This is a genomic window from Paenibacillus sp. FSL K6-2393 (genome assembly GCF_038002545.1).
Classification (GTDB): Bacteria; Bacillota; Bacilli; order Paenibacillales; family Paenibacillaceae; genus Paenibacillus.
This window is the reverse complement of sequence record NZ_JBBOCU010000001.1, coordinates 3,903,234-3,926,892: the sequence shown is the minus strand read 5'-3', so window position 1 is coordinate 3,926,892 and position 23,659 is coordinate 3,903,234. Positions and strand designations below refer to the sequence as shown.

The following is a 23,659-nucleotide window of genomic DNA, read 5'->3' as shown; positions in this document are numbered from 1 at the left end:
TGCTGCATTGGAGGAGTTCTGATTGAAGGTAATTGCTCTGCATCTGCCCCAATTTCACCGGATTGAGGAGAACGACCGATGGTGGGGGGACGGTTTTACTGAATGGACGAATGTAAAAAAAGCCACGTCTTTATATTCGGGTCATTATCAGCCTAAGCAGCCGTTTCAGGGGAACTATTATGATCTTTCCGATCCAGATGTACGAAAGTGGCAAGCGGAAACGGCTAAACAGCATGGCATTTATGGATTTTGTTATTATCATTATTGGTTCAAAGGCAAGCGTTTGCTGGAAAAACCAGTGAATGAAATTCTGGAAAGTGGGCAGCCTGATTTTCCCTTTTGTTTGTCTTGGGCCAATGAGACATGGACAAGAAAATGGGATGGGCAAGAATCCGATATTCTCATGGCCCAGAACTATGGGGATCGAGAGGATTGGGAAGAACATTTTAATTATTTGGTAAAAGTATTTAAGGACAAACGATATATTCGAGTGCAAGGTAAGCCTTTATTTCTGATCTATCGACCAGCGAGTATTCCGCAATGTGAGGAAATGATTCAGTTTTGGCGTGAATTGGCTTTGAAGCATGGCCTGAAAGGGATCCATTTTGTGCAGACCATTGGTGGATTCCCTACATTTAATCGTCAGATCTTTGATGCGAGTATGGAATTTGAACCGCATTATACGTTTGCACATGGACATATGAATGGAATCTGGATCGGAATGAACATCAAGGGGCAGCAGCATATTGCTGTGAATTACGACAAGGTATGGTCCTCCATTCTCGAACGAACACCACACCGTAACGGAGAAATTGTCTATCCAGGTGCTTTTGTCAATTGGGATAATACACCGCGGAGAGGTGTTCACGGACAGAGTACGCTTGGGGCCACCCCAGAGAAGTTTGGGCTGTATCTGTCCAGACAGATGGAACGAGCGAGGACGCTGTACAAAAGTGAATATCTTTTTGTTAATGCCTGGAATGAGTGGGCGGAAGGGGCATATCTTGAGCCGGATCAAAACTATGGTTATGCTTATTTAAGAGAACTCAAGAAAGTAACTCAGCATGAATTGAACAGAAACAAGTCTATAGGAGGGAGTTCCGAATGAGGGAACTCTCTCTGCTTTGAGCTTATTTATAGACTATGTTTCGTTGTCAGTACTGTTTTTTGTTTGCGGTACTCCGTTGGAGTTAGCCCTGTATGCTTTTTGAACTGTCTGGAGAAATAGTACAAATCACTGAAACCGAGATGTTCGGCGATGGCCGTTATTGTGTTCGGGGTGCAGGCAAGCAACTCTTTGGCCTTATCAATTTTTTTGCCAGTAATATAGAGGATCGGAGGAACTCCGATCTGCTGCTTGAAGAATCGAATGAAATAATTTGGATGCATGTAGGCGATCTGGGCCAGATCCTGAACCGAAATATTCTCTTCGATGTTGGAATCAATATAAGCCAGAATGGTGGACAGTTTCTCCATGACAGGAACGTTAATAAAAGAGATCTGATCCAGATCCAGATTCATTAGATAGTGAGATAGTAACTCGGTCAGTTTGCTCTTGGCCATCATATGGGCATAGACTTCATTGGATTTTGCATATGTAAGGATACTGCTGAAGATTGCTTGAATCAACTCAGGTTGATCTATCGTACAGATGTGTGGGAATTTCAGAATTTGGAACAAATTGATTCCCCCAACCTTTGCGCTAAAGTGACACCAATATTTGAGAAAAGGACTGTCATTAATGGCAGAGTAAGACTGTTTGATCCCCTCTGGCATTAAAATAAGCTGATTAGGCGCAGGGTAATATTCTTCATCCCCAATCTTGAGCCAACCTTCACCTTCGCATATGAAATAAAACTTGCTGTAATCGGGTGTGTAATCCAGATCCCGCCAATCCGTATCGCACCGATTGTAGTTGACCATGAATAATTCGACTTGGAGATTAGACAGGTAGTTCGTAAGCAAAGTTTGGTGATTCATACTTTTCATCTCCATACAAGGTTATTATTGTCCATCTAAAAGTTAGTGTTCTGCATGTCTATCCTTCGGCCGTAGCACTACAATACAACTACAGACAATAACAGAAGGGATGAGAACATCTCATGGACAAAAACGAATATTTGCAACAGATTGAAGCAACGATTGAGAGTGGTAAATTCAAGGACAACTGGAGTTCGCTTAGCGCCTTTCAAGTACCCGAATGGTACCCAAAAGCGAAATTTGGCATATTCATTCACTGGGGGCTATATTCTGTACCGGCCTATGATAGCGAATGGTATTCGCGAAATATGTACATACAAGGCACCAAAGCTTATGAACATCACCTTGAGGTGTATGGACCTCATAAGGACTTTGGATATAAAGACTTCATTCCGATGTTTCGTGCAGAGAAGTTCGATGCAGATGAATGGGCAACGTTATTCAAACAGGCTGGAGCCAGATATGTTATGCCTGTGGCTGAGCACCATGATGGTTTTCAGATGTACAAAAGCTCTATCTCTCACTATAACACATATGAAATGGGCCCCAAACGGGATCTTCTGGGTGAGATGAAGGTTGCATACGAGAAGCAGGGGCTGACCTTATGTGTGTCGTCTCACCGCGCCGAGCACTGGTTCTTCATGTCTCACGGGAAGGAGTTTGATTCAGATATTAAGGAACCCCTTGAGCGTGGGGACTTCTATTGGCCTGCCATGCCTGAACCCAAGGATCACTTCGACTTGTATGACTCACCTCCAACTGAGGAGTATCTGGAGGACTGGTTGATTCGCTGCTGTGAACTGGTTGATCAATATCAGCCAAAGATCTTTTATTTCGATTGGTGGATTCAAACGGTTGCGTTCAAACCCTATCTTAAAAAATTTGCTGCCTATTATTATAACAAAGGCGAAGAGTGGGGTGTGCCTGTAGCTATCAATTATAAACATGAGGCCTACATGTTTGGTAGTGCCGTTCCGGATGTGGAGCGGGGACAGTTCGCTGAGCTCAAGCCCTATTTTTGGCAAACAGATACAGCTGTCGCTAAAAACTCATGGTGTTATACGGAAAATAATAACTATAAAACGGCTGAGGAGATTATTCGGGATCTCGTCGATATTGTAAGCAAAAACGGGAATTTACTGCTGAATATTGGTCCCAAAGCAGACGGCAGCATACCGGATGAAGATCGCGACATTTTGCTGAGCATTGGCAAGTGGCTGGAAGTGAATGGGGAAGCGATCTATGACACGTCATTCTGGCGTACGTTTGGCGAGGGTCCGACAGAGGTGAAGGAAGGGCAATTCACGGATGGGGATACAAAGATATTTACGAGTGAAGATATACGTTTTACGTTAAAAGAAAGCAGTCTGTATGCCACGGTTCTTGCCTATCCAGATAATGGGGTGGTGCAGATTAAATCCCTGAAGGAAAATTCTCACCATTTTCAAGGGGTCATTCAAGATATTCAGGTACTTGGCTATGAAGAACAGCCGCAATGGGAGAGAACAGCGGACGCACTGACGATCACAACAACAACTGTGAAAAGTAATGCGCCAATTGTTTTCAAAATTAAATTGGACTAATCAACAAAGATAAATTAACTACTGTAAATATAAAAAGGGCGCATCCAGGAGTATTGTACTCATCGGATAGCGCTCTTTTGGTTGGGCTATACACAGGGCTGACTTCCATGCAAAATCCTCTCCATGATAATGGAGGCTGCTCCAAGCTGAAAACGGTAATTCGGAAACTTACTTATATAATAATCACGAAATTCTTTCTTGCTAATATACTGATATCATCAAATCAGTGATGTTCGCCTGTAATGGAATGATTGAGACTCACTAAGGAGGATCTGCAAAAAAGATGAAACCAAAGAAACGCATCAGATATGGTTGGAGCGGATTTAAGAAAAAAAAAGCTGAGGACTGTGACCATCCCCAAGAGCAGCACAAAGAACACCATCACGAGCACAATCATCACCACCACAATCACCACCACAATAACCACCATCATAAGTGTTTTGACAAAGAAGCCGAATTGCTTCTCAAATTAATTGGTGAGTTGAAGGGAGCAATTGTACAGGTTTTTGCCAATCCCACGCCTCACAATGTTTCACTTCTGATTGAGGTACTGCGTAAATTACTGGCTCTGGTTCATCATTCGGATTTGAAAAAGGGAACCAAGGCAGATCTCGAAGCGGTCTTGGAGCTTACCATTGTATCTGCAGAGGCCGTTCCATTTTCTCCGATCAGTGTGGGAACCAATTTGCAGCAATTGCTGGATGTGCTCCTATCTGTCGTTTTACAGGGGAATATCGATTCGGCTGAGAAAGATCAACTGGTCATTTTGATCCGGGCGACCGAATTGGCTATCACATCAGGGCTTAGAAACATAGGGAGTCAAGGTCCGGCAGGACCTGCAGGACCAGCGGGTCCTCAGGGCGTACCTGGTCCACAAGGCCCGGCAGGCGTTGCTGGTTCTCAGGGTGGTGTAGGTCCAGCTGGTACACCGGGAGCTGCTGGTGCCCAGGGACCAGCAGGTGCGACAGGTGTTACTGGAGCAACGGGTGCGGCAGGCCCAGCAGGTGGCGCAACAGGAGCGACAGGGGCAACGGGGAGTACAGGAGCTGTTGGGGCAGCTGGACTTGCGGGAGTCACCGGGGCAACGGGTGCAGCCGGAATTGCTGGGGTAACCGGGGCTACCGGCGCAACTGGGATTGCGGGAGTAACTGGCAGCACTGGTGTTACAGGAGCTACGGGTTCGGGCGCCATCATACCGTTTGCTTCTGGCGGACCTGCCATATTAACAACGGTTCTTGGTGGACTGGTCGGAACGACAAGCCTTATCGGTTTCGGCAGCTCGGCAACAGGAGTCAGCATTCTGGGTGGCACCATTGATTTAACGGGAACGATTGTCGGACCACTCATTAACTTTGCGTTCTCTGTCCCACGGGATGGCGTTATAACTTCCATTGCTGCCTATTTTAGTACAACAGCAGCCTTGGCCTTGGTCGGTTCAACGGTGACCATCACTGCGCAATTATTCAGTTCACCTACACCTGATAATGCATTTACTGCGGTTCCAGGGGCCGTCGTTACACTGGCACCTCCACTCACCGGTATTATTGCATTGGGTAGTATCTCCAATGGCATAACAACCGGATTGGCTATACCTGTGACTGCACAGACACGTCTTCTGCTTGTATTCTCCGCAACGGCAACTGGACTTAGTCTTGTGAATACCGTTGTTGGCTATGCAAGTGGCGGCGTGAACATTACATGATGAGATATAAATTTTGATATGAACGACATGAGAGTTCTCATGTCGTTCTTTTTCTTGATTTGAAATTTTGAGTATCAGGTCTTGGTTATATAGAACTACTACAAACTATTATTCATCAAAAACATGCAGGAATACGAAAAATAAGCTGAAATGTGTAAGCGACATGAGACACATAAAAGCATTAAATAGACTTATTTTCTATATATTTCAATAAAGTGCTTGTATATATCGAATAATGATTTTATACTATACCAATAAAATCCAATTAAATTCCTAATCGACTATTATATGTAATTAAAATGTTTAACTACTCACTCGAATCACGATCGAAAGTCATATCCACCACTCCTTAGCAAGCGTTCTGCTAACGCTCCAGATTACCCTTCCACATGAATGCTTATCGACATTCACTCTCATTGCATTATTCAAACACCCAAACTATTCACTCACATGGTTTAATCCGATTCATTCAATCTCCTAAACTTCCAAGTAAAAAAACATAGACTGATCTGTTATCTCTTCTGACTCATATTGATCCCTAACCAGACCTGTAAAGGAGGTGAGGCTTTATGTGAAATCCAGGGTATCTGTTTCGTCCGCAATAAAGGTTATTTTAACGTTTTATTCTGCAGAGAAGGGCATATGTACCAGACTAAATTAAAAAACCGGGTAAAAGGAGTGGAAAAGTTTGATAAAGATTAATCGGTTACGCAAGCCCATCTCCATGGGGCTCTCGCTTCTCCTTGCATTTTCGATCATTCATCCGGTTTCAGCTGAAAACTCCACATCATCCAAATTGGATATGAAATCTGGACTTGCCAAAGTTACGGAGTCCAAAGTAAACGCCAAATTGACCAAAGAATTCGAAGGTAGTGAATATGTTACCTATCTGGTGAAAATGAAGGAACAGGTGGATACAGCAGCAGTCTCCAAACAGGCCCTGGAAAAGGCGACCATCGCCAAACAAACGGCTTCAGCCACAAAGCTGTCCGTTCGTAATTCGGTCGTCAGCTCTCTGCGAGAAACAGCCTCGCGTACACAATATCCATTGGAAACTTATCTGGAAAAGGAAGTTGACCTGGGTAAGGTCAAAGAATATAAAAGCTATTTTATTGTCAATTCATTGGCAGTAACGAGTACCAAAGAAGTCATGGAACAGATTGCGCTGCTGCCTGAGGTGGAGAAGATTCTACCGAATGAGACACGATACTTACAGAAAGCCGAAGTGAGTAAAGAACCGGCGAATGCGGCATCAGGCAAAGATGCTGTCCAAACGCCAGCTAAAGACTCTTCAGTCGGAGTCAAAGACAAGGAGCATGCTGCCAAGGACAAGCTTGCGACTGAAAACGTGGAATGGAACCTGGATTACATCAATGCGCCAGCCGTGTGGGATCGGGGCATCGATGGAACAGGGATTGTTGTTGCCAATCTGGACAGTGGTGTGGATTATACACACCCGGCACTTCGCAGCAAATGGCGGGGCCTGGATGCTTCGGGCAATATCGTTGATCCCGAACTGAGCTGGTATGATCCGCACAGTAATGCTTCCCTCCCTGCGGACGAAGACGGACATGGTACTCACACGATGGGTACGATGGTTGGCTCTGAAGCAGATGGCACCAATCAGATCGGGGTTGCTCCCGGTGCGAAATGGATTGGTGTGCGGATATTCAATCCGGAAACAACGGATGCCATTATTCTGGATGGCGGACAGTGGTTGATCGCGCCAGTCGATGCGGAAGGCAATCTGCATCCTGAACTTGCACCGGATGTGGTAAACAACTCGTGGGGCGGAGGCGCAGGACTGGATGAATGGTTCCGACCGATGGTGCAAGCCTGGCGAGATGCTCAGATTTTCCCGGAATTCTCCGCAGGAAATGTGAGACTGGGTAACCCTGGCGGACCTGGTTCTGTTGCTAACCCGGCCAACTATCCTGAAAGTTTTGCTACAGGAGCAACCGATATCAACGGAAATCTGGCTTCGTTCTCCCTGCTGGGTCCATCCCCGTATGATGAGATCAAACCGGAAGTATCTGCCCCTGGTGTGAATATCCGTTCAGCAGTTCCGGGCGGTGTATATGAGGGAGGCTGGAACGGAACGTCTATGGCAGGCCCACATACAACTGCGCTTGCTGCACTGCTGCTTCAGGCCAATCATTCCCTTACAGTGGATCAGCTGGAGCAGATCATTACAGATACAGCCACACCGAGAACGGATAGTCAGTATCCGACATCTCCTAATAACGGCTACGGTCACGGCATTATTAATGCCCTTGATGCTGTGGGTTCTGTACTCGAAGGAATCGGCACGGTATCCGGCAGAGTGGTTACAGCCGGAGATGATCTGGAAGAGCCAGTCCTGGCACATACCCCTGTCAATTCAGCCTTTACAGGCATTGATATACCATTAACCGCTCATGTGACAGATAACGTCGCGGTAGTCTCCGTCGAGGCTTTTGCCAAAACGACAGGTACCAACCAGTACGTCTATCTGCCGATGAATCGAATTGCTGGAGATAACAAAGATGGGACGTATACAGCGACAATCCCTGCTTTTCTTATTGAACCGCAAGGTGTGGAGTATTATATCCGCGTGAATGATTACGGCAACAACGGATTCGAAAGTCAGGTATATAAAGTGGCTGTCTCTAATGGTGTTCAGCCAGGATATCTTCAGGATTTTGAAGAAGATCAGCTGGGCTTCACGACTGGCGGAACCGGAAGTACCTGGGTATGGGGAGCACCAAGCAGTGGTCCTGGAAGTGCATACTCCGGTGACAAGGTGATTGCAACCAATCTGCAAGGAACTTATGTGGCGAATAGCAATGCATATCTGCTTGCGCCGCCTATTGATCTAACCGAGAGTCCAGAAGGTGCGTTATTATCCTTCAAGCACTGGTATGACCTGGAGAATAACATCGACTTCGGCAAGGTATACATCGCTTCCGAGGATAGCGATTATGTGTTCGAAGAGCTGTTAACCTTCACGGGTACAGGTGGCAATTGGAAGACACAATATGTGGATCTTCGCGAATACGCGGGACAGCAGGTGTTCATCAAGTTCAATCTGACGAGTGATAATTCAGTGCAAAAGGCTGGCTGGTACATTGATGATTTCGCTGTAGAAGAACTGGATGAGATTGCTCCGGGCGCTCCTGCCGGATTGTCTGCGACGGCCGATATTCTTGGTAATGTAGCCTTGAGCTGGACTGGTCCGAGCGATGAGGATCTCGAATCCTATGTGGTATATCGCTCCACAACCGCAGGTACAGGTTATGAATCCATTGGAACTGCAACAGGAACAACGTTTACAGATACGGCTACGGTGACAGATTCGACGTATTACTATACCGTTGCCGCACTTGATTATAGTGGCAATGAAAGTGACAAATCGAACGAGGTCTCCATTACAGTAGAAGTGCCACAAGATATCTACATCGATCATTTCGATGGTAGTGATGATAATGGTTGGACTCATTCAGGAACCAAAGATGAGTGGGAACGCGGCATTCCGGTAACGGGACCTGCCAGCGCGGTTTCTCCACCGAATGTCTGGGCGACCGATCTAGACAATACGTACGAGAATGGCTCCAACTATTCACTCGTATCTCCGGTCATTGATTTGACGGATGTATCCGAAGGAACACTCACGTTTAATCATTGGTACGAGATTGAGAGCGGATACGACTATGGGTATGTGGAAGTCACCAAGGATGGTGGAACCACATGGTCAGAACTGGGCAAATTCTCACATAGTACAAACGGTAAACAATGGACACCCGTATTTTATGATCTGGATGCACTTACCGGTAATGAAGTTCAATTCCGGTTCCGTCTGACCTCAGACAACAGTGTTGTGAAGACAGGCTGGTTCATTGATGATTTCCGTGTACTGGGTGTTGCTGCGGAGACGGTAACGGAGGACAGTGCGGTTGTGCTTAACAGTGACAAACCGAAACCGTCCTATGATAATCCATGGTACAAAATTTCGCGGACAGACAAAGCGGAATTCAACAAAACGAAACAGCAACAACCGGAAGTTGAAAAACCAGGAACAGGTTCGGTTAATCCACAAAGCCTGCCTGCAAGTGCAACGGTTACCGTACTGGAAACCGGACGTTCGGTGAAGACAGATTCAGCTACAGGCAAGTATAGCTTCACACACGTTGCAGGTGATTACACGTTAAAAGCGGAGGCATATGGATATTATCCTCGAACTCAGCAGGTAACGATCACCGATGGCAGTGGAGCCAAAGCCAACTTTAATCTGGAGGCAATCCCGCATGGACAGATTGAAGGTGTTGTAACAGATGAGCGGACAGGACAACCACTGGCTGATGCTTCCGTTCTCGTGGTGGAAGATGCCAAGGTAGGTGAAGTTCGCACAGGTTCAGATGGCAGCTTTGTTATTCAGGTATTGGAAGGAAGCTATACCCTGTCCATCCGGGCTGCTGATTATTACAGTAAAACGGTTACTGTGACTGTCCCTGGTAATGGTACGGCTGAGGCAAATGTTGCCTTGAAACCATTCATCGGTTTCCCTGGGGAAATTGCTTATGATGATGGAACAGCAGAAAATGCAAGAGCTTTTGTAGCTGCGGATAATGCTTGGGCGGTTCGAATGACACCTGAGCTGGAAACTGCACAGCTTACGGGTGCATCGTTCCGTTTCTGGAACACCGAATGGCCCGTACCAGGAGGTACAGCGTTCCAATATGCCGTCTATGATGCATCAGGTGCCGGTGGAGCTCCGGGACGACAGCTGGCTGGACCATTCGATGGTACTGCACTTCGTAACGATCAATGGACATCCGTTGAATTCCCGGAACCAGTGATCGTAACGGGTGATTTCTATATCGTGTATGTACAGAGTGTAGCCGGAACTGGTGCTCCGGGATTGGCTACCGATGAGAATGGTACGAATGCAGGTCGAAGCTGGCAGCGTGTAGGTGGGGCCTGGAGCACTGCACCTGCAGAAGAAGGCAACTACATGATTCGAGCAGTCGTGAGATATCCGGTAAATGCACCTGTGCTCACAGTACCTGCAAACACGTATACGAATCAATCGACTTTCACTGTGTCGGGAACGTCTCCAGCATCTGGAGCTCAAATCAAGATCTACAACGGCAAGGATCTAGCTGGCACCACAACGGTGGCAAATGGGAAGTTCTCATACGGTGTGAAACTCCGTTCTGGCATTAATGCGATTACTGCGGAGGCAGTGGTGGACGGAAAAACTACCGACCGTTCACTCCCCGTTGTCATTATTCTGGATCAGACAAAACCACAATTGACGATTCTTACGCCAGCTCAGGGGGATCGCATCAATGCAGAAGTTGTTCACGTAACGGGTAATGTCGTGGAACAATTCCTCGATAAGGTAACCGTTAACGGACAAACCGTACAAGTGGGTAAAGACAGAAGTTTCAGTCACCGTGTATTGGTCAATGAAGGCGAGAACACAATTACCATTACAGCAACCGATATCGCTGGTAACAAAACAACCGTAACACGCACCGTCTATGTGGAAACGGCGTTGCCAGAACTTACGAATATTACTCCGGCTGAGGATGTTCGAATCACATCAGGAGAGAGTGTTACCGTTTCATTTGACAGTAAACCTGGTCTGCAAGCCTCTTTCCGGATTCAGCTTCCTTTGAATCTGAATGCCCAAGGGGCAGGAGAGATTCCATTGGTGGAGACTGAACCTGGTCGTTACACAGGTACGTACACAACACCTTCATCCCTTGTTCTGGATGCTGGAGTCATTGTGATTCGAGCTCAGGATGCAGCAGGCAACAAAGTAGAGGCTGAAGCAGCTGGACGATTGTTCGTCAGCGCAGCACAAGAACAATCAGTTCCAGAACCAGATTTGAGCCCTGAAGAGACTGAAACAGAAGTAGATCCACCGTCTGCTGAGGGTCTGCAACCTTAATTATGCAAAGTGTGAAATGGATGATAACTACGTTTTGACCATCTAAGCAAGAAGCCGATAAGCCGAGGTATCAGGGTTTATCGGCTTCTTTTTGTATCAATTCATATCTGACGCCTAAGATTACTCGGCTATCAAATCATTTATCCCTGATACACAGCGAAGTTTGATATGCGACCTAAATGCATCAAAGACGTATAATATCCCTTAAGTCATTATTAGATGGTTAGGGAGATGAACGATGAGAACACAAGTGAGAATATTTGAAAATACAAGTACTGTAGAGTTGGAGAAAGAAATGAATGAATTTTTAAATGGGATCAATACTGTGAATGCAGTGGATATCAAGTATTCTGAAGTATCCGTTACTAACGGAGGTTACGTTATAAATCATTACTCGGCTATGGTTATCTATGCCAAATAAATTTAATAATGAACTTTAGAAAATGAAGCATCCATTGGGATGCTTTTTCTTTTGCTCTCACATGACAGCAGGTGAGTTGTCTCCTTTCTTCACATTAATGATATAACATGATATATTAGGATGTAGAACATGAGAAGTATGGGTATTTATGGAGGTGCTTGTATTGGGGAAAGATTCGGCATCCAAGCCGATGTATGAACAGATCTTTGAATCCTTGCGCGAACGGATACAGCTTCATCAATATCAAGTGGGTGAACGTGTTCCTTCGGAGAAGGAATTATGTGATGAATTCGGAGTTAGCCGGATTACAACTAAAAAAGCGCTTGAGATGCTGGCGAGTGAACAATTAATTGTTCGTCAGCCGGGACGAGGTTCTTTTGTAGCCGACACGGCAGATGTGTTGCAAGAAAGACCTAACAGACCTGCTCCGCGTGCTGCGGTTAAAGATCCGGAGAAGAAGCTGCTCATTGGTCTGGTCATTACTAACTTCAGTGATATGTACGGTACAGAACTGTTGTATGGTATGGAAGAAGCTTCGCGAGAGCATGATTGTTTTCTCGTACTTAGACGATCCTTCGGGATTCCCGAGCAGGAGGAACAGAGTATTCAGGAACTGCTGGAACTGGGAGTGGATGGATTGATTATCTTCCCGGCACAGGGTGAATATTTCAGCGATGAAATTCTTAAACTGGTTGTTAACAAATTCCCGTTTGTCCTGATTGACCGTTACCTCAAAGGTATTCCGGCTTCATCTGTAAGTACGGATAACGTAGGCGCGGCGCGAGAAGGGATGAATTATTTGTTCGATCTCGGTCACCGACATATCGCTTTTCTGACACAGCCTCCGGCGAACACGACACCGATTGAAGAACGAATTGAAGGCATCATTGAGGCTCATCATGATCAAGGAGTGCTGGTGAACAGGGAACTGTGGTTAGAATCTTTTCTTTCGACACTGCCAAGTGTGTTTGATCCTCAAGTCGAGGTCCGTGATGTGGAGACACTGGTGGAACATTTACAGAAATACCCCCAGATTACTGCACTCTTTGCTGCGGAGTACCATATTGCTTTACTTGCAGAACAGGCGGCCGATCAGCTTGGTCTGAAGATCCCGGAAGATATGTCCATCATTTGTTTTGACAGTCCAAACGCTGCCGAAGGAAGCCGTGTAACACACATGCGACAAAGCCAGTTTGATATGGGGAAACAGGCATTCGAGATGGTGCTTCAAAGTATGCAGAACAACGAAATGGCAGTGAACAGAGTTGTTTTGCCTGCCCGCTTGGTGAAGGGTAAATCAACAAGTATGGTGAAACAAAAGGGTTAGTTTTAGCGGCTTTATAATCATTGTGTTCAAAGAGGGACTTCGTGGAAACGAGGTCTCTTTTTGTTGTGGATAAAAAGGGGAACATTAACTTAATTGGTATACTATTTAGTGCGGTGAAATGAGAATAACATGCTAATATACAAATAAATATATTGACATAACATTATATTCGTTTTAGGATGATGAAAGCGGTTAACAAACTGGATTACATAAGGAGGACAACATGCTGACACCCAGAAATAATCAAGAAATTTCCCCCTCGATATACGACATGGTTGATCAGGTTAACAAACGTATGCCGGACCATCCGGAACTTAACCAAATGTTCAAAAACTGTTTTACCAATACGATGGCGACCACAATTCAGCGCAAAGAAGATGGAACAACTTTTGTGATTACAGGAGATATCCCTGCCATGTGGTTACGTGATTCTGCTGCTCAGGTCAGACCTTATCTGGTTCTCGCTTCAGAGGATGAAGATATCGCCGACATGATCGCTGGACTGGTTGAACGTCAACTGAATTATATTCTCCTGGACCCTTATGCAAACGCTTTTAATGAGACGGAGAGTGGAAAAGGACATCAGGAAGACCTGACGCAGATGAATGATTGGATCTGGGAACGGAAGTATGAGATCGACTCACTGGCTTATCCGATTCAGCTCAGTTATCTCTTATGGAAGAACACGGGAAGAACAACTCAATTCAATGATACGTTCCGTAAAGCAGCCCAGATCATCATGCAGTTATGGCAAGTGGAACAGCATCATGAGACGAAATCACCCTACACGTTCCAACGTCTGGATGCTCCCGAAACCGATACGCTCACCCGAGAGGGACGAGGTACTGAAACAGCCTACACAGGCATGACCTGGTCGGGATTCCGTCCCAGCGACGATCGTTGTGAATATGGTTATCTGATTCCATCCAATATGTTCGCTGTTGTGGCGCTTCGATATCTTCAGGAAATTGCTGAAGCGGTGTTCGAGGATGAAACGCTGGCAGCGACTGCTCAGCAGTTGGAGGAACAGATCAACAAAGGTATTCAGGATTATGGCACCGTTGAACATCCGGAATATGGAACCATATATGCGTACGAAACGGATGGGAAAGGCAATCACAATCTGATGGATGATGCCAATGTGCCAAGTCTGCTGTCTTTGCCTTATCTCGGATATGTGGAGGAGAACGACGAGGTGTATCAGAATACACGCCGTTTCATTTTATCCACGAACAACCCGTATTTTTATGAGGGAACAGCTGCAGCGGGAATCGGTAGTCCGCATACACCGGAAGGGTACATCTGGCATATCGCGTTATCGATGCAGGGGCTGACTACAGAGGATCGCAATGAAAAACTACGATTGCTTCAGCTCATCCATAAGACGGATGCGGATACCGGACTGACCCATGAAGGTTTTTCAGCCAACAATCCACATGAATATACACGTCCATGGTTTTCATGGTCCAACATGCTCTTTAGTGAACTGATTATGGATTATTGCGGATTCCGCGTACAGAAATAGATAGGGAAGCAAGAGATAACCTGCGAGTACATCATAACGTTCGGAGTTCGTTGAATTCCGACAAAGAGGAGAGCGAATCATGAGAAAAATATCATTGAAAATGCCGGTAGCAGCAGTTATGACATCCTTGCTCATTCTAACTACAGCCTGTTCAGGCGGAAGTTCAAGTACAGGCACAACCAGTGATGGCAAGAAGGAAGTAACCGTATCGTTCCGTTCTTCAGGATCGGAAGATACACTTACGAAGTTCTTCCAATCAGGTTTGGTGGATCAATTCGAGAAAGAAAATCCGGATATCAAAATCAACATCGCGCCTGTATTGGCAAGTGAGGGTGATTATACGTCCAAAATGGTTTTGCAGATGAAATCGCCTGACACGGCGCCAGATGTCATTGCCGAAGATACATCCATCATCAAATCCGATGCTGCTGCCGGATATCTGGAGCCGCTGGATACACAGGTTCAGGGATGGCCCGATTGGAAAGAACATATCATCGACAACCTGAAGGCGGGGGTTACCGGAGAAGACGGCAAAGTGTATGGCGTTCCGGCTACCTCGGATACACGCGGAATCTGGTACAACAAGGAACTGTTTCAACAGGCTGGTCTGGAAGTTCCATTCAAACCTGCAAGCTGGGCAGAAGTACTCGAAGCAGCACGTACCATCAAGCAAAAACTGCCAGGTGTGACACCGCTTAATATGATCGTGGGCAAAGCAAACGGTGAAGGTGTCACCATGCAAACACTGGAAATGCTGCTCTATGGTACGGCGGATACGCTGTACGACGACACCACCAAGAAATGGGTAGTTAACAGCCCGGGCCTTCTGGATTCTTTCAAATTCATAGATCAAGTGTTTAACACGGATAAAACAGGTCCGACCATGCAGGTAGCCTTGAATGGACAAGCTGGCAGTATTGCATTCCAGCAACAGTTCCCACAAGACAAACTGGCGATGGCTGTAGATGGTAGCTGGGCAGGTTCGACATGGGCCGAGAACGGTGCTGCTCCAATTGCCAACGTCGAAGAGAAAATAGGCTTTGCACCATTCCCAACACAAAATGGGGAAGAGCCTGGAGCAACTACGATGTCCGGAGGGTGGGCTTGGTCTGTTCCTGCACAAGCGAAGAACAAGGAAGAGGCTTGGAAATTTATCGAGTTCCTGATGAATAAGGAAAATGCGACTGCTCGTGTTGTAGCGGAAGGCAGCCTCAGTCCGCGTAATGATTCCACTGAAGTTGAAGGTTATACGGATCGTCCATATACCAAAGAAGCACAGGAACTCTTGAATGTGGCCCACTTCCGTCCAGCGAACGATCAATATGCAGCGGTATCCGCACAATTGCAAAGCATTGTTGAGAGTATTGCCTCTGGCAAGCTGACGCCGGAACAGGGAATTACGCAATTGAAGGACAACGTATCGCGTTCCCTTGGCGCGGACAGCATCGAAGAGAAATAAGGATATCGATATATTCGGAGGGGGAGGCACAATCTCCCCTTTTTCCGGTTCGAATGGAGAGTGACTTATGAAAAGGAAAGCACCAGGTTCATTTCTGTTTCTAATGCCTTCCGTACTGTTATTACTTGTGTTTTTCATTGTTCCCATCATTCTGACGATCTGCTTTGCCTTTACGAACATGGCTTTGACCGGGGCGGCAGCCAAGAGTTTGGAGTTTGTTGGATTCCAGAATTTCATTAATATGTTCCATGATCCTGACTTTCGCATTAGTGTCTGGCGCACGCTGGTCTTTCTCATCTTCTCCGCAGTGATTGGTCAGGTATTGCTTGGTTTCATTCTGGCTCTTCTAATGAAGGAGAAAAATGTGACGTTCCGTCGGGTCATCGGCATCATCGTCATTGCCGGTTGGGTGACACCCGAGATTGTCGTGGCATTCTGTATGGTGGCTTTTTTCAGTGACAATGGTTCATTGAATCAGATCCTCGGCTGGTTTGGGGCAAATCCAGTCTCCTGGTTGTTCAGTTTCCCTATGGTGAGTGTCATTATCGCAAATATCTGGCACGGAACGGCCTTTTCGATGATGGTCTATCAGTCGGCACTGGATGATATCCCGAAGGAAGTTGAAGAAGCTGCGATTATTGACAGTGCCACCGGGTTCCAGATTGTCAGACACATTACGATTCCAATGGTAAAAGGGTCCATCGTGACCAACATGATGTTGGTTACACTACAGACACTGGGTGTGTTCACGCTGATCTATACGATGACCGGTGGTGGCCCGGGTACTTCAACACAAACCTTACCGATTTTCATGTATAACCAGGCCTTTGTGAACTATCAGTTTGGATACGGCACAGCCATCTCGTTGGTTCTGTTGTTCATTGGTATTATCGCCAGCCTGTTCTACATGCGATCCATGAAAGTGAAAGTGTAACCATGAAGGAGGTTCGATCCCTATGGTCAAACATGGGCTTCAACGCAAAATCCAGTACGGGATTTTAGTTTTTCTAGGGCTCTGTTTTTTATTGCCGCTGCTCTGGATCATTCTGGCTTCATTTGACCCGAACGCGCAGCAGGGCATCAAAATGCCCAGTACCTGGACCATTCAAAATTTCAAGGATGTACTTGGGGATTCGAGCAATCTTCGTTCATTCGGTGTAGGCCTTATTCTGTCGGGAGGGCAAGCGATATTGGTTGTTCTGGTATCGGTGCTTGCTGCGTATCCTTTATCCCGTTACGAAATGAGATTCAAAAAAAGCTTCCTGTTATCCATTCTGTTCATGACAGCTCTTCCGATTACTGCCGTGATGGTTCCGGTATTTCAGATGTTTCTGTTCTTCAAAATGCAAAATAGCATCATCGCCACAATGTTGTTCCTGACGGCATCCTCACTTCCGTACGGCATCTGGATGATGAAAAACTTCATGGATTCGGTGCCGATTGATCTGGAAGAATCGGCATGGATTGACGGTGCGTCCGTATGGAACGGATTGAGACGAATTGTAGCGCCATTGATGTTGCCCGGTATTGCAACGATAGCGATATTTACCTTTTCGGGAAGTTGGGGCAACTTCTTCGTGCCATATATCCTGCTCCAGACACCGGAGAAACTTCCGGCATCGGTCACGATCTATCAATTCTTCGGCAGCCACGGCATGGTTGAATACGGCAGATTGGCTGCATTCTCACTACTTTATACGATGCCTTCGGTTGTGCTGTACATCTTCTCCCAGCGCTACATGTCCAAGGGCTTCAGCATGGGCGGGGCAACCAAAGGTTAATGACAGGAGGTACGCAACATGACAACCAAAAAGACGGCACATCTCATCTCGCATACCCATTGGGACCGTGAATGGTATATGCCTTATGAACATCATCATGTTCTTCTTATTGAGCTGATGGATAAACTGCTGGACACACTTGATCAGGACCCGGAATATCGTTATTTCCATCTGGATGGGCAAACGATTATTCGTGAAGATTATTTGCAGGTTCGGCCCGAACAACAGGAGAGGCTCGACCGTTATATCCGCGAAGGACGCATACATTTTGGGCCATGGTATGTGTTACAGGATGAGTTTCTGACCAGCAGCGAGGCCAACTTGCGTAATCTGCTCATCGGTCATCGTGATGCTCGACCTTTGGGTGTGATATCCAAGACGGGATACTTCCCGGATTCTTTCGGGAATATGGGACAGGCACCGCAAATTCTGCAACAGGCGGACATTCATAACGCGATCTTCGGGCGCGGGGTAAAGCCTACTGGATTCAATAATGCCGTGGTGGATGCAGACAGTTATGAATCTCCCTATTCCGAGATGATCTGGCGTTCGCCGGATGGTTCGGAAGTGCTCGGCATTTTGTTCGCGAATTGGTACTGTAATGGGATGGAAGTTCCGGTTGATTCGGAGAAAGCCCGAGCGTATTGGGATAAAAATCTGGAAGATGCCGAGAAATTCGCCTCGACCCCACATCTGTTGTTCATGAATGGTTGTGATCATCAGCCGATCCAGACGGATCTGCCCGAGGCCTTACGTACGGCGGCTGCGTTGTATCCTGATGTGGAATTTATCCACTCCAATTTTGACGATTACATTGAGGCGGTTACGAAGGAAGTCCCCGAGCATCTGGCGACTATTGAGGGCGAACTTCGCAGTCAGCACACGGATGGTTGGGGAACACTGGTGAATACGGCATCCGCAAGGGTTTATCTGAAACAGTTGAATCAGCAGGGGCAGACGTTGCTTGAAAAAGTAGCCGAACCACTGGCCGCCATGGCCCATATAGCCGGGGTAAAAGATTATCCGCACCATCTATTGACACATGCATGGAAGATGCTGATGCAGAACCACCCACATGATAGCATCTGCGGATGCAGTGTCGATGAGGTTCACCGTGAGATGGTGACCCGCTTCGCCAAGAGCAGACAACTTGCAGAGAAATTGGTTTCCCAGAGCGCGCAGGCGATTGCTGAGTCCATTCGTGTGCAACCTGCTGAGGCTTGGGGAGAGGAAGCAGTGCTGTTCACTGTGTTCAACACGAGTGGATGGAATCGAAATGGAATCATTGAGATGGATCTGATTGTGGACAAAGCATTTTTCCCGGAAGGTCCTAATCCTCAAGCCCTTGCGCAAAAGTTGGAAGAGGATGCGTTACCAGCGTATCAGCTGGTCGATTCAGATGGACGCACGTATTCGGCAGAAATCAAGGATCTGGGTGCACATTTCGGCTATGAACTTCCGAAGGATCGCTTCCGACAGCCTTATATGGCTCGTAAAGTAAGAGTGACTTTCCAGGCGGTGGATGTACCTTCGCTGGGATATAAGACATATGCTCTTATACCAGTAGAGAAGCAAGCAGAGATTGCTGAGATTGCTGAAGTGCCCGATACAACAAGTGAACTCATCCAGGTTCAGGGAATGATGATGGAGAACGGTCATTTGCGGGTGACGGTTGAAGAGAATGGTACGGCAACGATTGAAGATAAAGTCTCTGGTGCTGTTTACAGGGGGTTGAATTCATATGAGAATACCGGTGATATCGGCAATGAATATGTCTACCGTCAACCTGAGGGAGAGACAACGCTGACCACGGAGCATCTGAAGGCAGACCTGCGGATTGTGGAGCAATCTCCGTATCGTGCAGTCATAGAGAGTGTATTACGCTGGGATATTCCTGCTGGAGCAGATGAACTGTTTGAACTGGAGAAGCGCCAGATGGTTCCTTTTACAGAACGGAAGGCGCAGCGAGTCAAGAACACTGTTCCGTTGGTGATTACGACAACATATACACTGGAAGCAGGCAGTAATATGGTCAAAGTAAAATCTGACTTTAACAATCAGGCCAAGGATCATCGGTTGCGTGCACTCTTTCCATCAGGACTGGTGACAGAGGATCATTATGCAGATTCCATATTTGAGGTTGCCAAACGCTCCAACACACCGGCCAAAGAATGGGTGAATCCGAGTAATGCGCAGCATCAGCAAGCGTTTGTACATGTGACTGATGGTAATCAAGGGTTGATGATTGCAAACAAAGGGCTGAATGAATATGAGATTTTACAGCATAAAGAAGGCAGCACGATTGCGGTTACGCTGTTGCGTGCCTCTTCGGAGTTGGGAGATTGGGGTGTGTTTGAAACACCGGAAGCCCAATGTCTGGGACATCAGAGTGTAGAATATGCGATGATTCCATTTGCGGGCGATGCTGCACAGTCAGGTGCATGTGCATCCGCATACGTGTATCCGATTCCGTGGACGACTGTACAGCTAGGGGCACTAGCACGCACGTTTGAGCGAGAAAGTCATGCCGGTGCTGATGGGAAAAAGGTTGAACTGCCTCTGTCGAAGCAATGGCTGGCATGGAATGCACAAGGTTCGTCACTAGCCTTCTCCACATTGAAGATCGCAGAGGAAACCGGAGATTTGATTGCTCGCTGGTATAATCTAAACTCCGAACCGGTTGAGTTGAACGTACAAACTGGATTCGAAACTGCCTCCGTTTATGAGAGCGATGTGCTGGAACGGGTTAAGGACACGTTGGAGGGGCAAAGCCAAACGGTATCGGGGTACAAGATTGTTACACAAGGGAACGCGTTACGCTGAGTTGATTTTTGAACAGCATAGCTATAAGAAACCTCCTGTTCACGGTAGTGTGGACAGGAGGTTTTTGGTAGTCAAATCATTGTCTTATTGAAGGCTATAACGGCTTTATCACTCCCTATAAGTTCTTTTTATCCAATAAAATAATTAATTTCCAAGATAGAAAAATGTGGTATTATTGTGCTATTCAGTAGATTTTGTGATGATTGATTAATAAACGAGTGTCCTATTTAAAATGAATGATTTTGGTGGCTTTTCATACATAATATTTAATTCTGTATTTATTCAGGGATGGAGATGGGTGACACATTCAGGTTCACTAAGTGTAATCTATTTGTGGGAAGAGGGGGTTCAATTTTAGTGAAAAAAATGAGCTGGATTGCTTTGTTTTTAGTCCTGATTTTGTACTTTGTTTCGATGTACTCACTATATTCTCATATGAATAATAAATGGCTAGTTAGTCCTCCAAACTTTGTAATACTAATTCTTTCTATTTTAGGACTGGCTTTAGCTTTACTTGGTTTCAAAGATAAATCGAACAAGTCTACTAAGGTAAGAAGTTGGATCTCAACGGTTCTATCCTTAGTATTGATCTTCATCCTTTTGGGTGCTTTGTCATTTACATCGATATTTTCAGGATCAAAACAATTACTAACGACTACGCATTCACCAGATAAGCACTATACAATAAGTTTCTATAAAACTGACGCTGGAGCCATGGGATCGTTTGGCGTTATGGGGGAATTAAAAGGCCCACTTTGGTTTAAAAGAGTATTTTATTATGAGGGAAAGACGGATCAGGTAGACTTGGAATGGGTCGATAACCACACGATTTCAATCAATGATCAAAAAGTTAATTTATTGAGTGGTGAAACGGTACGCCGTAGCCCTTAAACTTTATAGGATTTTTTTCTCAACTGATAGCTAAAGTGAAATTCCTTTACGGAGTTTTGCTTTTTTGCGTTTCGAGAAAAAGATGGATAGAAGAGAAGAGATCATCATCAAGAATCCTTTGAGGTTTTTTTATGAATGATTTTAAAAGAAGATATTCATGTCGTGATTTTGTACATTAATTGTCGTGAGTTTCTATTAAAAATAGATTAAGTCTGTGATAAATTATAGATAAATGTCAGAATATTATATAGTATGGAGGTAAGACACATTGACCATTCGAATTGGAAAAATTAGCTTGTGGCATGTACACGCATGGGATTACATCAAGCAGGCACAGGAACATGAGGATACAGTCATCGCCGCTGTGTGGGATGAAGATGCCAAGCGGGGACAGGAAGCCGCTGAACGCTTAAACGTACCATACTATGCTTCACTCGAAGATATGCTGGCCAAGGATGACATCGATGCCGTTATTGTAGATGCGCCAACCCGCATCCATGAAGAGGTGATCACCGCTGCTGCAAAAGCAGGTAAACATATCTTCACGGAGAAGGTTATTGCGTCGACACAGGCAGGATCCAACAGAATCCTTGATGAGGTGAAGGCAAACAAGGTCAAGATGACAGTTTCCTTACCACGTCTGAATGCAGGATACACACTAACCATTCAGGATGTACTTGACCAAGGATTACTTGGCAAAGTGACGTATGTTAGAGCGCGTTTATCGCATGATGGAGCGATCTCGAACTGGTTGCCTGAACACTTCTATGATCTGAAAGATTGTCAGGGCGGTGCGCTGATTGATCTGGGCTGCCATCCAATGTATCTCGCCAAACTGTTTTTGGGTCAGGAAGTAACAGCGGTTAATGCGAACTTCGGATACATTACAGGCAAAGAAGTGGAAGATAATGCAGTTGCAACCTTGTTTACGGATTCCGGAGCAGTCGGCGTTGTTGAAGCTGGTTTTGTGAACAGCCATTCTCCGTTTACGATTGAGGTTCATGGTACGGAAGGTACACTTCTGTATGGAACACCTGATGACAAGTTATTGATTCGTACAAAAGCAGCACAGGGGAAATATGATGACTGGACAGAACTTCCTTTGGCAGACAAAAGAGAAAGCGCATTCAATCAGTGGGTTGCACATATACAGAATGATACGGATGCAACTGAAAACGTGCAGATCGCTATGGAGCTGACCCGTATGATGGAAGCTGCGAATCTCTCTGCCAAGGAAGAACGTAGAATAGCTCTCAATGAGTTGAAGGGTTAGGTTTTATTAAGGAGGTATGCAATCTTGAGCCTGAATCCTTATGAGAAAATGCTTGAACGGCAGGATCTCCTGGAGAGACTGGATATTCTAATGGTTTGGGGACATTATGAGATTCGCGTGATGCGATTTCATCTGACTTCTTTTCCAGCGGGCCGAGTTGTGGATTTCCATAATCATGCGGAGTTTGAGTTTCATTTTATCCCAAGAGGTAAAGGCAAAGTTATACTCGATGAGCAGACACATGCTCTCTCTGAAGGAATGCTGTATTTGACTGGACCGGGTGTCGTTCATTATCAGGAGGCGGATGCCAAAGAGGACATGGATGAACTGTGTCTTCATGTGGATATCGTTCACAAGCCAAGAGAACATGTCGATCCCTGGGAAGCAGCAGAATCCGAGGAAACGATTGAAAAGCTGAGAACGCTTCCGCTTACTCCGGTGAATGATTATCATCGGGCGATGCATTGTTTTTTGGAAGCCTATGAGGCATGTGATCAGAAATTGTTAGGTTATTATACGTCGATCAAGCAACTGGTTATCAGCATATTACTCAAAACCGTGCGAGCATACGACACCGGGGGGAATCGACCAGAAGCCCCTGTGCGGGATATGTCGGTGTATCGTTATGAGTATGCAGTGCAATATATGGAGGCGAATCACCCTACAGTGGTCACGCTGGAACATGTAGCAGAGAAACTTCATATCAGCAGCAGACAATTGCAGCGAATCTTCTACCAAGTACAGCCGGAGATGCCGTTCAGCCGTGTGCTGGAGGATATTCGTCTGCGCGCCGTGTGCCGCAATCTGGAAGAAAGTAACGTATCCATTGAACAGATCGCTCTTGCTTCAGGATTCAATAATGCCAACTATTTGCATGCTGTATTTCGCAAACGTCTGGGGATGACCCCGTCGGCTTTTCGTAAAATGAAACAACCAATACTTAAGTGAGGGTGAATATA

Annotated in this window: 15 protein-coding genes; 14 read left to right on the top strand and 1 reads right to left on the bottom strand. The window is 46.0% G+C overall.

Translation table 11 applies throughout. The annotated features are described in order from the left end of the window. Positions 1-22 precede the first annotated feature (22 nt). Positions 23-1,108, top strand: coding sequence for a glycosyltransferase WbsX family protein (locus MHI14_RS17270; protein WP_341130873.1), 1,086 nt, complete (start codon positions 23-25; stop codon positions 1,106-1,108). 26 nt (positions 1,109-1,134) lie between these two features. Here the strand turns inward: MHI14_RS17270 and MHI14_RS17265 are convergent, their stop codons facing one another. Further along, complete coding sequence (locus MHI14_RS17265; protein WP_341130872.1) at positions 1,135-1,980, bottom strand: AraC family transcriptional regulator; 846 nt, start codon at positions 1,978-1,980, stop codon at positions 1,135-1,137. 122 nt (positions 1,981-2,102) lie between these two features. On the opposite strand from MHI14_RS17265, the gene MHI14_RS17260 reads away from it, so the two are divergent. The 13 genes from MHI14_RS17260 (at position 2,103) to MHI14_RS17200 (ending at position 23,648) form a co-directional block, all read left to right on the top strand. Next, positions 2,103-3,563 carry an alpha-L-fucosidase gene (locus MHI14_RS17260; protein ID WP_341130871.1) on the top strand — a complete coding sequence of 487 codons (1,461 nt, stop codon included), beginning with the start codon at positions 2,103-2,105 and terminating at the stop codon, positions 3,561-3,563. A 283-nt stretch (positions 3,564-3,846) separates the two neighbouring features. Beyond that, positions 3,847-5,265: an exosporium glycoprotein BclB-related protein gene (locus MHI14_RS17255; RefSeq protein WP_289392395.1), complete on the top strand. Its 1,419-nt coding sequence runs from the start codon at positions 3,847-3,849 to the stop codon at positions 5,263-5,265. A 688-nt stretch (positions 5,266-5,953) separates the two neighbouring features. Continuing rightward, positions 5,954-11,200 (top strand): S8 family serine peptidase, encoded by a 5,247-nt coding sequence (locus MHI14_RS17250; RefSeq protein ID WP_341130870.1) that lies wholly within the window; start codon positions 5,954-5,956, stop codon positions 11,198-11,200. A gap of 238 nt (positions 11,201-11,438) precedes the next feature. Next, on the top strand, positions 11,439-11,621 hold the full coding sequence (locus MHI14_RS17245) for a sporulation protein Cse60 (protein ID WP_341130869.1): 183 nt from the start codon (positions 11,439-11,441) through the stop codon (positions 11,619-11,621). A gap of 154 nt (positions 11,622-11,775) precedes the next feature. Then, positions 11,776-12,948, top strand: a complete 1,173-nt coding sequence (locus tag MHI14_RS17240) for a GntR family transcriptional regulator (protein WP_339312842.1) — start codon at positions 11,776-11,778, stop codon at positions 12,946-12,948. Between the two features lie 223 nt (positions 12,949-13,171). Then, a complete protein-coding gene (locus tag MHI14_RS17235; RefSeq protein ID WP_341130868.1) occupies positions 13,172-14,473 on the top strand; it encodes a glycoside hydrolase family 125 protein in 1,302 nt (433 codons plus the stop codon). A 79-nt stretch (positions 14,474-14,552) separates the two neighbouring features. After that, positions 14,553-15,932, top strand: a complete 1,380-nt coding sequence (locus MHI14_RS17230; protein WP_341130867.1) for an extracellular solute-binding protein — start codon at positions 14,553-14,555, stop codon at positions 15,930-15,932. 67 nt (positions 15,933-15,999) lie between these two features. Continuing rightward, complete coding sequence (locus tag MHI14_RS17225) at positions 16,000-16,866, top strand: carbohydrate ABC transporter permease (RefSeq protein ID WP_036608294.1); 867 nt, start codon at positions 16,000-16,002, stop codon at positions 16,864-16,866. 22 nt (positions 16,867-16,888) lie between these two features. Next, positions 16,889-17,713: a carbohydrate ABC transporter permease gene (locus MHI14_RS17220; RefSeq protein ID WP_076211825.1), complete on the top strand. Its 825-nt coding sequence runs from the start codon at positions 16,889-16,891 to the stop codon at positions 17,711-17,713. Between the two features lie 18 nt (positions 17,714-17,731). Continuing rightward, positions 17,732-20,536, top strand: a complete 2,805-nt coding sequence (locus MHI14_RS17215; protein WP_341130866.1) for an alpha-mannosidase — start codon at positions 17,732-17,734, stop codon at positions 20,534-20,536. A 366-nt stretch (positions 20,537-20,902) separates the two neighbouring features. Beyond that, complete coding sequence (locus MHI14_RS17210; protein WP_341131719.1) at positions 20,903-21,427, top strand: DUF5412 family protein; 525 nt, start codon at positions 20,903-20,905, stop codon at positions 21,425-21,427. 268 nt (positions 21,428-21,695) lie between these two features. Further along, complete coding sequence (locus MHI14_RS17205) at positions 21,696-22,700, top strand: Gfo/Idh/MocA family protein (RefSeq protein ID WP_341130865.1); 1,005 nt, start codon at positions 21,696-21,698, stop codon at positions 22,698-22,700. A gap of 24 nt (positions 22,701-22,724) precedes the next feature. Then, on the top strand, positions 22,725-23,648 hold the full coding sequence (locus tag MHI14_RS17200; protein WP_341130864.1) for an AraC family transcriptional regulator: 924 nt from the start codon (positions 22,725-22,727) through the stop codon (positions 23,646-23,648). Positions 23,649-23,659 lie beyond the last annotated feature (11 nt).